Source organism: Bacteroidota bacterium (assembly GCA_020402865.1).
Lineage (GTDB): Bacteria > Bacteroidota > Bacteroidia > Palsa-965 > Palsa-965.
This window is the reverse complement of the sequence record JADBYT010000024.1, coordinates 44,944-57,681: the sequence shown is the minus strand read 5'-3', so window position 1 is coordinate 57,681 and position 12,738 is coordinate 44,944. Positions and strand designations below refer to the sequence as shown.

At 47.8% G+C, this 12,738-nt stretch carries 13 protein-coding genes; 1 reads left to right on the top strand and 12 read right to left on the bottom strand.

The window, feature by feature from the left end; genetic code table 11:
* The 4 genes from IM638_15415 to IM638_15400 form a co-directional block, all read right to left on the bottom strand.
* Positions 1–1,083 (bottom strand): rhomboid family intramembrane serine protease, encoded by a 1,083-nt coding sequence (locus IM638_15415; GenBank protein MCA6364425.1) that lies wholly within the window; start codon positions 1,081–1,083, stop codon positions 1–3.
* Position 1,084: 1 nt separating this feature from the next.
* The gene (locus tag IM638_15410; protein MCA6364424.1) at positions 1,085–3,247 is read right to left on the bottom strand and encodes a S46 family peptidase; all 2,163 of its coding nucleotides are present in this window, start codon (positions 3,245–3,247) and stop codon (positions 1,085–1,087) included.
* A gap of 75 nt (positions 3,248–3,322) precedes the next feature.
* Positions 3,323–4,636 carry a 30S ribosomal protein S12 methylthiotransferase RimO gene (gene rimO, locus IM638_15405; protein ID MCA6364423.1) on the bottom strand — a complete coding sequence of 438 codons (1,314 nt, stop codon included), beginning with the start codon at positions 4,634–4,636 and terminating at the stop codon, positions 3,323–3,325.
* A 33-nt stretch (positions 4,637–4,669) separates the two neighbouring features.
* Positions 4,670–5,473, bottom strand: coding sequence for an SPOR domain-containing protein (locus IM638_15400; protein ID MCA6364422.1), 804 nt, complete (start codon positions 5,471–5,473; stop codon positions 4,670–4,672).
* 151 nt (positions 5,474–5,624) lie between these two features.
* Between IM638_15400 and IM638_15395 the strand changes: the two genes are divergently transcribed.
* A complete protein-coding gene (locus tag IM638_15395; GenBank protein MCA6364421.1) occupies positions 5,625–5,942 on the top strand; it encodes a heavy metal-binding domain-containing protein in 318 nt (105 codons plus the stop codon).
* A 130-nt stretch (positions 5,943–6,072) separates the two neighbouring features.
* Here IM638_15395 and ftsY read toward each other — a convergent pair whose 3' ends face one another.
* The 8 genes from ftsY to IM638_15355 form a co-directional block, all read right to left on the bottom strand.
* Positions 6,073–7,029, bottom strand: coding sequence for a signal recognition particle-docking protein FtsY (ftsY, locus tag IM638_15390; GenBank protein ID MCA6364420.1), 957 nt, complete (start codon positions 7,027–7,029; stop codon positions 6,073–6,075).
* A 75-nt stretch (positions 7,030–7,104) separates the two neighbouring features.
* Positions 7,105–7,263 (bottom strand): DUF4295 domain-containing protein, encoded by a 159-nt coding sequence (locus IM638_15385; protein MCA6364419.1) that lies wholly within the window; start codon positions 7,261–7,263, stop codon positions 7,105–7,107.
* A 24-nt stretch (positions 7,264–7,287) separates the two neighbouring features.
* On the bottom strand, positions 7,288–7,470 hold the full coding sequence (gene rpmG / locus IM638_15380; GenBank protein ID MCA6364418.1) for a 50S ribosomal protein L33: 183 nt from the start codon (positions 7,468–7,470) through the stop codon (positions 7,288–7,290).
* 111 nt (positions 7,471–7,581) lie between these two features.
* The gene (locus IM638_15375) at positions 7,582–9,015 is read right to left on the bottom strand and encodes an aminopeptidase P N-terminal domain-containing protein (GenBank protein MCA6364417.1); all 1,434 of its coding nucleotides are present in this window, start codon (positions 9,013–9,015) and stop codon (positions 7,582–7,584) included.
* A gap of 125 nt (positions 9,016–9,140) precedes the next feature.
* Positions 9,141–9,380 (bottom strand): 50S ribosomal protein L28, encoded by a 240-nt coding sequence (gene rpmB / locus IM638_15370; protein MCA6364416.1) that lies wholly within the window; start codon positions 9,378–9,380, stop codon positions 9,141–9,143.
* Between the two features lie 152 nt (positions 9,381–9,532).
* Positions 9,533–10,591, bottom strand: a complete 1,059-nt coding sequence (locus IM638_15365) for a DUF1016 family protein (GenBank protein MCA6364415.1) — start codon at positions 10,589–10,591, stop codon at positions 9,533–9,535.
* Positions 10,516–11,067: a hypothetical protein gene (locus tag IM638_15360; GenBank protein MCA6364414.1), complete on the bottom strand. Its 552-nt coding sequence runs from the start codon at positions 11,065–11,067 to the stop codon at positions 10,516–10,518. The genes IM638_15365 and IM638_15360 overlap by 76 nt, the downstream gene beginning before the upstream one ends.
* A gap of 41 nt (positions 11,068–11,108) precedes the next feature.
* Positions 11,109–12,737 (bottom strand): MBOAT family protein, encoded by a 1,629-nt coding sequence (locus tag IM638_15355; protein ID MCA6364413.1) that lies wholly within the window; start codon positions 12,735–12,737, stop codon positions 11,109–11,111.
* Between the last annotated feature and the right edge of the window lies 1 nt (position 12,738).

Below are 12,738 nucleotides of genomic sequence, written 5' to 3'. Positions count from 1 at the left end.
CTACTTTACTTTCTTAGCCTGATTTTCGTAAGCTGTATTAATTGCGTTAATCAGTTCATCAGCCTGATCGCGCAGATTGGCCGAGCGTTTGAGGAAATGTAATTTACCGGTTAGTAAATACTGGTGATAATCAGAAGCCTGTTCGGCGCGGAGTGAAGCGTATTCAGTGAGTTTGGAAGCGAGATATTTTTCATCTTCGGTCATATCAAGTTGCTTCATCCGCCCGCCAATTTCGTGCAGTTTTTTTCGTTGAAGCACAACCTTCTGCTTAAAATCCTCCGGATCGGCCGAATCGCCTTCGTTTACCTGTCGTTCAAAAAAGTCTTCTGCTTCAGCAGTTGTCTGGTCGAGTTCAACAAACTCACTCATCATCTGCTCCGCCTGCACACGTTGCTGTACCGGTTTTGCCGCAAGAAAAAAGAATACGGCCGAAATGGTTAACCCGGCTATTGCCGCCAGCGTGGTAAACCGATAGGTACGCACCGGTGTACGGAAATCATACACTGCAAGCAGCCCTACAAGAAAACCGGCAAGCAATCCGCTTAGGTTTTGCGCATTGTCGCCTTTGTCGGTTATACCAGTGTAAATACTGTAGCCAATAAACAGTGTGGCGAAAGCCAGAAATGACGTAGTGCGCGGCGGGCTGTTTTTCTTTATCAGCCACACCGCAAGAATGGCTCCTGCAATACCAAAGCACGCCCCCGAAGCACCCGCTACCACAACGGTTTGCGGGTTATACCAGCTTGCTGCGGCTGATGAAATAATGCCCGCAAAAAAATAAATCACCGCAAACCGCCAGCGACCGATCTGGCTTTCGAGCCAGCCCGAAAGCGTAAACAACGCGATTAATGTAAGTGCGAGATACACAACTCCCCAGTGCACAAACATCGACGTAAACAGGCGCCACACTTCACCATCAAACGTAAGTGCAGGACGGTTTCCTCCCCAGTTCATTACTTCAAGTGCATCGGGATGAAAAACCGATGCACCTGAAATAATCATCAACAACCACATTGCCACATTTGCATAAATGAGCAATGGCGTAAAGAAATAATTTCCTCTGGGAATGAAATAGTTAGCCATGTTACTTCACCAGCACCATTTCATCAATAAGATAACCGGCACCGGCATACTTATCAATGATGAAGAGTGTATAACGAATATCAAGCGTAATGTTCCGGCACACCGAAATGTCATAGTTAATATCACTCATGGTTCCTTCCCAGCAGCGGTCGAAATTGGTGCCGATGAGGTTTCCCTGTGCATCCAGCACCGGACTGCCGGAGTTACCACCGGTGGTGTGGTTGGATGCAATGAAGCAGGTGTGAATTTTACCATCACGCGCAGCATAGCGGCCATAGTCTTTTTTGGCGTGAAGTTCCTTTAGCTTCTGCGGCACTTTATAATCGGCAATAGTATCGGTTTCTTTCGCAATGAGTTCGTCGAGAGTGGTGAACCAGTTGTACGTTTTGCCTTCGGGCGTGGTGTAACCTTCTACTTTTCCGTATGCAACGCGCAGTGTGGAATTGGCATCGGGATAAAAACGACGTTCTTTAAATACATCCATTTGCCCCTGCATGTAAATGCGGTTGAGGCGGGCAATTTCATCGTTGTACTTATCGAACTCGGGTCTTATTTTGCTGTTAAAATGCGTAAATAGTTCTACCGCCAGCTGATAGGCCATGTCTTTTTCAATGGCTTTATATTTGTCAGCCGTGTAGCTGTTTACAAACTTCTCCAGCTTGGCTCCGTTGGCAAACATTGACTTTTTGTAGAGTTTTTTGAAGTAGCTGCCAAAGTTTTTGTTTCGGCTGTTCCATTGAGGCGTACGCTTATCAGGATCCATGCCCTTGTCGGTGGCAGTGAACAGCACGACAGCCTGCTTCATATCAACCGAAGCATTGAAATTTTTGAAGAACGGCCCCACATTCTTTTTCAATGCATCGAGTGCTTTATTTATCTCGGTCTGATCAGGCGATGCAGCTTTGCTCAGGTCAACTAATTTTTTATAACTCCATGCGAGGCGAAGTGCTTCTACCTGAAGGATACCTTCTGTGAAATAATCGAATGCAATTTGCCACGGCTTCAATCCTTCGTGCTGTGTTGCAAGTTCGGCAAGCACATTTCCATATTTTGGTTTCAGCGCGGCATCAGCTTCTACGCGGCGTGTAAATTCGGCTTCGTATTTCTGTTTTTTCTCCACGGCTTTGTTATCGCGCAGGCCTTTCATTTCACCCTGCCATTTTTTCCAGGCATTGGCAATGCTGTTGTACTTGGCGGCATACTGAATACGCACCACATCGCTGCTGCGCATACCGGCACGAATGATGTTGAGACGCTGTGTGCGCAGATCCACTTTCAGCGGATCAGATACATCGCCGATCATACTTACAGCATACGATGAGATGTATTCCTGTGTACGGCCGGGAAAACCATACACGAGCGTAAAATCGTTTTCCTGGGCACCGCGCATGGAAATATTGAAAAACTTACGCGGCTTAAACGGCACATTATCTTTTGAGTACTCGGCGGGGCGGTTGTCTTTGCCGGCATAAATGCGGAAGAGGGAAAAGTCGCCGGTATGACGGGGCCACATCCAGTTATCAGTATCACCGCCAAAATTACCAATAGATGTAGGCGGAGCGCCAACCATACGCACATCGCGGAAGGTTTCGGTAATGAACATGTAAAACACATTGCCGTAGAAAAAGCTGCGCACCATCGCTTCGTAGCCGTCTTTGGTATTTTCTTTTTCAATGCGCTTGATGTTGGCCTGAATTACTTCCATGCGCTTGGCCTCCGGCATATTATCGTTTACGCCGTTGAGTACCTGCGCAGTTACTTCTTCCATTCGAATGATGAACATGGCGGTAAGCCCCGGACAAGGCAATTCCTCGCCCCGGTTCATTGCCCAGAAGCCGTTGGTGAGGTAATCTTTCTCCACCGAGCTGTGGTACTGAATTTGTCCGTAGCCGCAATGGTGGTTGGTAAGCAGCAATCCTTCGCCCGAAATAATTTCGCCGGTGCAGCCACCGCCAAACTGCACCACGGCATCTTTCATGCTGGTGCTGTTTATGCTGTAGATATCAGCTGCACTGAGCTTGAAGCCACGGGCTTTCATATCGGTAATATTCATCTGTTCCAGCAACAGCGGAAGCCACATGCCTTCGTCGGCACGGAGCGGAAGCAGAAACAGCACCAGCAGCGCGCTGGCAACAATGCGTTTGAGAGATGCGGTAAGGTTCATATTGTAAAAGTAGGAATTGACAGAAATTGGAAAATGTATCTGCTGATGAGCGGACTGTGCAACGGAAAAGCGGTGTTATTCAACCACTTTACCATACAAATCAAACTCCTCGGCTTTTTCAATCTGCACTTTTGCAAAGTGACCGATGCGCAGGTAATTATCTTTTGCCGGTACCAGCACTTCGTTATCCACCTCCGGCGAATCGGCTTCGGTACGGCCGATGAAATAGTCGCCTTCCTTGCGGTCGATGAGCACATCGAATGTTTTGCCCACGCGCTGCTGGTTGAGGTCGTAGGAAATTCCGCTTTGCACTTCCATCACAGCCTCGGCGCGGGCCTGCTTCACTTCGGCAGGCACATTGTCTTCGAGCGTGTGGGCGTGTGTATTTTCTTCGTGCGAATAGGTAAACACACCCAGCCTGTCGAAACGGGTATCTTCCACCCAGCGCAGCATTTCTTCGTGATCCTGCTCGGTTTCACCGGGATAGCCGGTGATAAGTGTGGTGCGCAATGTAATGCCGGGCACCTTATCGCGGATTTTATTTACGAGGTCGATTGTTTTTTGCTTGGTAGTGCCGCGGCGCATGCTTTTGAGCATATTATCGCTGATGTGTTGCAGCGGCATATCGAGGTAATTGCAAATGTTGGGGGTATCGCGCATCAGGTCGAGCACATCTTCAGGAAAGCCGCTGGGGAAAGCATAGTGCAGGCGAATCCAGCGCATACCGTCAACCGCAGCAAGATGCTGCATGAGTTCGGCAAGGTTGCGCTTGCCGTACAAATCGAGTCCGTAGTAAGTTGAATCCTGCGCAATGAGAATGAGTTCCTGCGTGCCGTTTTTGGCCAGTGTTCCGGCCTGTTTCACCAGCTGTTCAATGGGTGTGGAAATGTGTTTGCCGCGCATGAGCGGAATGGCGCAAAACGAGCAGGGCCGGTCGCAGCCTTCCGAAATTTTAAGATAGGCAAAATGCTGCGGTGTGGTGAGGATGCGTTCGCCGACAAGTTCGTGCTTATAGTCGGCCTTGAGTGTTTTAAGCAAACGCGGCAGATCGCGCGTGCCGAACCAGGCATCCACTTCGGGAATTTCCTTTTCCAGATCGGGCTTGTAGCGTTCGCTCAGGCAGCCGGTTACATACACTTTCTCCACCAGGCCCTGATCCTTTGCATCCACAAACTGGAGAATGGTATCAATACTTTCCTGCTTGGCGTTTTCAATGAACCCGCAGGTATTGATAATCACAATGGCTGCATCACCTTTCTGACTTTCGTGCTCTACTTCATACTCATTGGCGCGCAGCTGGCCCATGAGTACTTCGGAGTCGAAAATATTTTTTGAGCAGCCCAACGTCACCACGTTGACCTTATTCTTGCGAAGCGTCTTGGTTTTCATGCGGGTGCAAAGGTACGCAAAACGAGGGTTTGATTAGCGGGTTTCGGCGCCGGGGATGGTGCGTTTTTGAAGGTTGCGTATCACATAGGCGCCGGGGCGATGCAGCGATATGCGCACTTTTTCCAGTTCGGCTTCTGCCTGGTCGCGGGTGGCGAAATTGCCCACCACAGTGAGCGTAAACTTTCCGTTCTGATACTGCCGCGCATCAGGATACATTTTCCGGGCCAGCTCAAGTTCTGCAATCGCCTCGTTTTGCAACACATCGGTGCCAATGAGAATGGTGTAGCCCGGCGCCGTAAGCGGCTTCACCTCTGCTATTATTGGCGGCTTGGGCTTTACTGACGGCTGATTAACCGACGTTTCCGGTACAATCACCGAATCAGCACGGCGCGTACTGTCTGAATTGGTCTCGTTAATCAGCACCTCGTAATCGGGCTGTACGCCGGCTTTTTGCGCATAAGCTGAAATTACAGCCTGCTGCTGCTCATGCGTAAGATCAATGAAATTCAAACTATCCAGCAGCGAAAGCTTCATGGCAATTACCGTAATATCGCTTCCGTCGAGCGCCTTCATCAGTAATTCCGATTGTTGCTTTCGTTTGTTTTCGGCCAGCGTAAGGCTATGCTCCTGGTTTTTAAGAATCATATCCACCGAAAGGCCCAGCACAGCCGTTATAGCCGCCAGCAAAATCGGATTGGTAAACAGCTTCTTAAAACCGTTGTTGCTCTGGCTTTGCTCCTGGAGTGCCAGTTCCCGTTCGCGCAGTTTAAAATCGCGGTTGGTTTTTTCCTTCTCGAAATTGAATTTTTCGAGTTCTAACTGATGTTCATTATCCATTGGGGTATGCTTGTTTGGGAAATGAAAATTAATCAATCGAAGGCAGCCTGAGCAGATCTGTTTAAAAAATCCCGAGATCACAATTAACATCTTTTTTAAATCTGCAGAACTTCTGCTTCTCTATCTTTACCTTAAATAAAAACGATATCCCATGCTTATTACAACAACCAGTACACTTGAAGGAAAACAAATCACCCGTTACATCGGACTTGTTTCGGGCGAAGCCATTATTGGTGCAAATATTGTAAAGGATTTCTTTGCCGGAATTACCGATATTGTGGGCGGCCGCGCAGGTATGTATGAAAAAAGTTTGCGTGATGCCAAAAATATTGCTCTTGAGGAAATGACCCAAATGGCAAAGCAAATGGGCGCAAATGCAATCATCGGCGTTGACCTCGACTATGAAACTGTTGGCAATGGGTCAATGCTTATGGTTAGTGCAACAGGCACAGCTGTAATTACCAATTAAACAGAGCGGGAGCGGGAGCGGGAAAGAGAAAGAGAAAGAGAAAGAGAAAGAGAAAGAGAAAGAGAAAGAGAAAGAGAGCGGGGCGTAATAAACTACGGCAACCGCTCTCTTTCTCTTTCTCGCTCTGTTATCAGTTTCTTTTAAAAAGGGAATCTACAAACTCACCTTTATTGAATACCTGCAAATCCCCGATCTTCTCACCTACTCCAATATATTTTACCGGAATTTTGAACTGATCGGAGATACCAATTACCACGCCGCCTTTGGCTGTACCATCGAGTTTGGTTACGGCAAGTGCAGTTACATCAGTGGCGGCAGTAAATTGCTTGCACTGCTCAATGGCATTTTGCCCGGTTGAGCCGTCGAGCACCAGCAACACTTCGTGTGGCGCATCCGGCACTACTTTTTGCATCACCTTTTTGATTTTGCTCAACTCGTTCATCAGGTTGATCTTGTTGTGCAAACGGCCGGCCGTGTCAATAATTACCACATCGGCATTGCGTGCCACGGCCGAGTTGAGCGTATCAAAAGCCACCGAAGCCGGGTCAGCTCCCATGCCCTGCGACACAATGGGCACATCTACCCGCTGCGACCAGATGGTAAGCTGATCTACTGCCGCCGCACGAAAGGTATCGGCTGCGCCAAGCATTACACTTTTGCCGCTTTGCTTGAAGGCATTGGCCAGCTTGCCAATGGTGGTGGTTTTTCCTACGCCGTTTACGCCAACAACCATAATTACATACGGCTTTTTGCCTTCTGGCACGGCAAACTCGCGCAGGTCTTCGGTGTTGTTTTCGGCCAGCAACGCAGCTATTTCATCGCGCAAAATCGTATCCAGCTCCGAAGTATTAACATACTTATCGCGCGATACACGTTCTTCAATGCGCTTGATGATTTTGAGCGTGGTTTCCACACCCACATCCGAAGTAATCAACACCTCTTCCAGGTTGTCGAGAACTTCGGCATCAACGGTTGATTTGCCCACCACGGCGCGGGCAATTTTAGAGAAAAAGGTTTCCTTGGTTTTGGATAAACCCTGGTCAAGGTTCTCTTTTTTCTCTTTACTGAAGAAGTTAAAAATTCCCATAGCAGTGATATTCAGAAACGACAAAAGCTCCTTTCGGTGAAAGAAGCTTCAATCGGTTTCGCATCTTGCGCGAAATTACTTTTTATCAGACAGGAAGTCTTTGATGTGGTCGTTGTGAACCACTTCTTCCTTGAAGGCATAAGCGCCTGTTTTGGGCGACTTAACCATTTTGATTACGCGGGTGAATTGTTTTCCTTCACCGGTTTTCAGGGTAGCAACTACTTTCTTAGCCATGACGGATAGACGTTAGCCGGTTGATTACTTGATTTCTTTATGAACGGTCATGCGCTTGAGGATCGGGTTGTATTTTTTGATCTCAATACGCTCAGGGGTGTTCTTCTTGTTCTTCGTGGTGATGTAACGCGAAGTACCGGGAAGTCCGCTCTCCTTATGCTCGGTGCATTCGAGGATTACCTGAATGCGGTTACCTTTCTTAGCCATGGTAATTTCTGCTTTTACTTAATCGGACGGCAAAGGTAATTATTCCTTCGGGTTTACCAAGCGGAAAATGTATTTTTTTCTTTCTCAGGCCTTTTCTTTTTCACAAAATGGTCAGTGACTGTGTTTGCCGGTGGGTTTTGGCAGGTCGGGACGGCGGTTGAGGTAGCTTTCCACCTGCATAAGTGTTTCCAGTTCGGCCACTGTTTTGGGGATGGAGCCGGAGAGATTTTCGGGGGCGCCGGCGGTAATGAGTATATCATCTTCGATACGGATGCCGATATTCCACCATTTCGGGTCGCAGGGCGAGCCTTCGGGGATGTAGATGCCCGGTTCAACGGTAATCACGTTTCCGGCTTCAAAACGGCCGTACATACCGGCATCATGCACATCAAGGCCGAGGTAGTGGGAAGTGCCGTGGAAGAAGTAGCGTTGAAAATCTTCTTCTTTGGTAATGATGCCCAGTTCGAGCAGGCGTTTTTTAATTATGGCAACGGCTGCTTTGTGCGGTGCGCGGAAATCGTTTCCGGGGCGGCAAAGGGCAATACCGGCTTCCTGCGCTTCGAGTACGATGTTGTAAATGGCCTTTTCCTCGTCCGAAAACTTCCCGTCAACCGGTAGCGTGCGCGTAATATCGGCGGTGTAGCCGTGGTATTCGGCACCGGCGTCGAGCACGATTAAATTGTTGCCGGTAAGCGGTTTGCGGTTGGTGGTGTAGTGCAGAATACAACTGTTTTCGCCACCGCCGCAAATGCTTGGGTAGCCCACGGCTTCGGCACCACGGCGGCGGAATTCGTACTCAAGAATGGCCTGCGTTTCGTATTCGCCCATGCCGGGTTCCAGCGCCTTGATCATTTCGATATGTGCAGCGCAGCTTATATCAATGGCCTTGCGCAAAAGCACCATTTCCTCCGGCTGTTTGATCTGGCGCAAAATGCTCATGTACTCGTCGATGCGGAGATTATCGTTGTTTTTATGGCCTTCGGTACGGCTGCGGAACCGGGCAATCAGGTTGTACAAATCGGCCTCATCGTACTTTTCATCGCGCACATCGCCGGGCAATTCGTAAAACAAGACTTTACTGAAACGCGCAAAGTCAATTTTCATTCCGGCAAAGGCTTTGTTGCTCAGCACCCGGTCTATTTTCAGCGTCTTTTTTGCACCTTCAGGTCCCAAACGGCGGCCGGTCCAGGCTTCTGCTCCGGGGCTGCGGTCCTGCACAAGCAGAATTTCGTTGGTAAAAAGCGTGTCGATGGCAATTTTCTCCTTGAACACCAGCAGCATGGCATTGGGCTCGCGCAGGCCGGTGAGGTAGTAGAAATTAGGGTCGGGATGGTAATCGTAATCCACATCATTGGCCCGGTTGCGCACCGGCGAGGCAAAAAACACGGCCACCGAACTATCAGGCATCAGCGCCCGCAGCGCATTGCGCCGCCCGGCATGAAACTCGGGCGAAAGCAAATCAGTATCATAATTGTATTTACCGCCATCGCCCGCCGAAAGCAGCAGCAGCAAGGGCAAACACCAGAAAGCACGAAGTGAACGCATGGAATACTTGAAAAATAAAACACCGGCCAAAACGTACCGGTGAAACAAAACTACAAAACGTTGCCCGCAACAGCGAACAACGTTTGTCAGAAGGTATGAACCGGTTATTCACCGGCCAATGGGAATTACAGGCGGATAAGACCAGCCTCTACACCACGCTTCACGGCTTCTTTGATACCGATCTTGTTGATGGTGCGCATTCCCGAAGTGGACACTTTCAGGGTGATGAAGCGGTTTTCTTCGGGAAGGAAGAAACGCTTGGTGTGCAGGTTCGGGATGAACGTGCGCTTGGTCTTGCGGTTTGAGTGCGACACTTTGTTTCCTACAATGGTGCGCTTACCGGTAATCTGACAAACTTTTGACATGACTCAATGCTTTATTTTCCGAAAACGGAGTGCAAATATCGGATAATTTTTGAGTGTGGCAAACAGCGAATCAAGTTTTTTGAGCGATTTTTCTGTTTTCACTACCAAATTAGCTTTTCTTCTGACTCAAAAATCATCCAACTAGCCTTTATTCAATCATTTACAAACTCATCCAACCCCGTAAGCTGTTCAAATAACTGGTTGAGTTTGCGGGCAAGCACATCCTTGGGCAGAAGTTTGGTTTCAAAATCGGCAATGAGTGCGGGCGAGGGATTGCGGGCCAGCGAATACTCTACCACTTCCGAATCCTTGCCTTTACAGAGCAAAATGCCAATGCTGGGTTTTTCGTGCGGGCGTTTCACATCACGGTCAAGTGCTTCGAGGTAAAAATTGAGTTTACCAAGAAATTCGGGCTCAAACTCATGAATTTTCAGCTCGAAAAGTACCAGACACTGCAAATCGCGGTGATAAAACAACAGATCGGTGTAATAATCCTTGTTTCCTACCTGCATCCTGAACTGTGTACCCATGTAAGTAAAGCCCTTGCCTATTTCAAGGATAAATTTCTGCAGATTTTTTACCAGCGCCTTTTCCAGATCCTTTTCTGAATGTCCTTCGGGTAAATCCAGAAACTCGAAGATGTAGGGATCTTTAAACAGGTTGTGCGGCAACTGCGAAACTACCGGCGATATTTTCTGGTTGGCCAGAATGGTGCGCTCAAATGTGGCAGAATTCAACTGCCGTTCCAATTCCCGTTTTGATAGCTTCTCCCTGATACACTGATGAATATAAAACATTTTCTCCTCCGCCGACCGGGTTTTGGACAAGATCAGCAGGTGGTGCGTCCAGCTGATCTGCGACACGAGCATCGGTATAAATCTGAGCACCTTTTCCTCCGGTGTTTCTAATTGTGTCACCACTGGTGACACAATTTCAACAACCTCACTATCAGGATTTTGCAATTGCGTCACCAGTGGTGACACAAATTCGGGATGGGTGTAAGTTTCGTAGAATTGTTTCATCCGGTAAAGGCCCCGGCGATTGAATCCTTTTAAGCCGGGATAACGGTTTTCGAGGTAACCGGCAAGGTCATCAACTGTGCTTTCGCCCCAAAGGCCGGCACCTAATTTGGCAGTTAGAATTTTGAGCAGATATAACCGATAACTATGATAATAAAAATCAATAAAATTCCCCAGACTAAATTTTTTAATTGATCAACTCCGCTTGAATAAGAGGTTTGTTGTGAATAATGATTTTGAATTCCATATTGATTTAAATGACTATTTTGCAGATTATTAAAACGGTTCTTCGCCTTAATATATTTATTTATTTCTATAATTGAATTAACTCCCATTTCGTATCTGTCTTTGCTAACAAATACTATAACATCCTCTGTTCCAATTAAATTCATTAATGCAATATTTCTATCAAAAAAAAGACACCTAACTATAAATTTTATTTCCGGAAAAGTCAATTTGACATCTGATTGATTTAAAAACTCCCATTGTCCGTCTGTGACTATCCCATCATAAATATTATTCAATGTACCTTTTCCAACAAAATGAATAAGATGCATATAAGATGAATCTTCATTAATTACAACGAAATACTGATTTATCAGTTTCGACAGATCAATTGTTTCTGTGTATATATCGCTGAATAACGATTTGTTATATGTTTTCATCATACTATTAATCAAATATACTCTAAAGGAATTAAGAGTTACCTCTAAAACTGCAAATAAATGGGCAGCAGCTGCTCTGCCTGTTTCATCTGAATCACCATCCAGATAAAACCAATGAGCAACAACACCCGGCCGTAGGAAGGCCAGCGGCCCAGCATAAGCTGCACTTTCTCCTCCACCCGTTCGGGCACAAAGTGCAGGATGAAACCGATGGCCATAACCACCATTACCGGCCAGTAACCTGTAAGCGTGGCCACAAAAGTTTCCGGGGCAAAATTGCCGGTGATCTGGGTAATGACGGCCGAGGCCTGCGTAAAATCTTCGCACACGAAGAAAATCCAGGCAAAGCATACAATATGGAACGTGAGCAGCACACCCAGAAAGCGGCGCAGCGGATGATTGCTCACCGGCAAAATCTTCAGCCGCAATTTATCGAGCCCGAGCGCAATGCCGTGCAGGAAGCCCCAGAACAGGAAATTCCACGAGGCACCGTGCCAGAGGCCGCCAATGAGCATGGTTAGGAGTTGATTGAGACTGGCGGCAAAACTCTCGCGCTTGCGGGTGACCAGCGCGGGCACCACCAGCAACGCAAGCACACACAGCAGCACCACAAGCGGCCATACATGCTGCTTCTGCACAAACTCAATGCCTGCCCAAACCGCTGCCCCGCCAAAGAAAAGCGACCCGGTAATGGCTGCACCAATAACCACTTTACGATTGCCGCCCAGCGGAATGTACAGGTAATCGCGCAGCCAGGCGGAAAGCGATATGTGCCAGCGCCGCCAGAATTCGGTAATGTTGGCCGACTGGTAAGGCGAACGGAAATTGGCCGGAATTTTAAAGCCCATCCACCGCGCCATACCGATGGCCATATCCGAATAACCCGAAAAATCGCAGTAAATACGCAGGGCATAGCAATACACGCCCAGCAAACATTCCACGCCGCTGTGCTTCGACGGATCGTCGAAAATGTACTGGCCGTAGTTGAGCCAGATGAAGTCTGAAATTACCACTTTGCGGAAAAGTCCGCTGAGAATCAGGTAAAGCCCTGCGCCCACATCCTCCTGCGTAACGCGGATATCCTGGCGGATTTGCGGAATAAAATCGGCGGCGCGCACAATGGGGCCCATCATCAGTTTCGGGAAAAACGAAAGGAAGAAGCAGTAATCCCAGAAACTGCTTACCGGCTTGAAATGCCCGCGATACACGTCTATTGTATAACTCAGGTTCTCGAATGTGTAAAACGAAATGCCTACAGGCAGGGCCAGCTTGAGCGGATCGAGTTGTCCGGCCCCTATTTCGTTTACAATTTCGATAAAGAAATTGGTGTACTTGAAATAAAACAGCAGCCCGAGGTTGGTGAGGATACTAAATACCAGCAAGGCATTTTTCCGAAGCTGCGTTTTCGAGTTCCATATTGCATTGGAAAGGTTGAAGTCAAATACAGCAGCTATGAGAATAAAGCCCACGTACCAGCCACAGGCTTTGTAAAAGAAGTAAAGCGAGAACACCGTAAACACAATGACTCTGGTGAGTTTGTGTTTGTGGATGAGCAGATAAAAAAGCAGGAAAATGGTAAAGAAGTAGAAAAAGAAACCGCTGTTGAACATGAGCGGGTTTTTCTCATCATACACGAGCTGCTGAAGCAGTTTGCCGAAATCTATATCAAACATA

Coding starts and splice junctions, on each gene's coding strand:
- IM638_15415 (MCA6364425.1), bottom strand. CDS start 1,083: ATGGCTAACTATTTCATTCCCAGAGGAAATTATTTCTTTACGCCATTG.
- IM638_15410 (MCA6364424.1), bottom strand. CDS start 3,247: ATGAACCTTACCGCATCTCTCAAACGCATTGTTGCCAGCGCGCTGCTG.
- rimO (MCA6364423.1), bottom strand. CDS start 4,636: ATGAAAACCAAGACGCTTCGCAAGAATAAGGTCAACGTGGTGACGTTG.
- IM638_15400 (MCA6364422.1), bottom strand. CDS start 5,473: ATGGATAATGAACATCAGTTAGAACTCGAAAAATTCAATTTCGAGAAG.
- IM638_15395 (MCA6364421.1), top strand. CDS start 5,625: ATGCTTATTACAACAACCAGTACACTTGAAGGAAAACAAATCACCCGT.
- ftsY (MCA6364420.1), bottom strand. CDS start 7,029: ATGGGAATTTTTAACTTCTTCAGTAAAGAGAAAAAAGAGAACCTTGAC.
- IM638_15385 (MCA6364419.1), bottom strand. CDS start 7,263: ATGGCTAAGAAAGTAGTTGCTACCCTGAAAACCGGTGAAGGAAAACAA.
- rpmG (MCA6364418.1), bottom strand. CDS start 7,470: ATGGCTAAGAAAGGTAACCGCATTCAGGTAATCCTCGAATGCACCGAG.
- IM638_15375 (MCA6364417.1), bottom strand. CDS start 9,015: ATGCGTTCACTTCGTGCTTTCTGGTGTTTGCCCTTGCTGCTGCTGCTT.
- rpmB (MCA6364416.1), bottom strand. CDS start 9,380: ATGTCAAAAGTTTGTCAGATTACCGGTAAGCGCACCATTGTAGGAAAC.
- IM638_15360 (MCA6364414.1), bottom strand. CDS start 11,067: ATGATGAAAACATATAACAAATCGTTATTCAGCGATATATACACAGAA.
- IM638_15355 (MCA6364413.1), bottom strand. CDS start 12,737: ATGTTTGATATAGATTTCGGCAAACTGCTTCAGCAGCTCGTGTATGAT.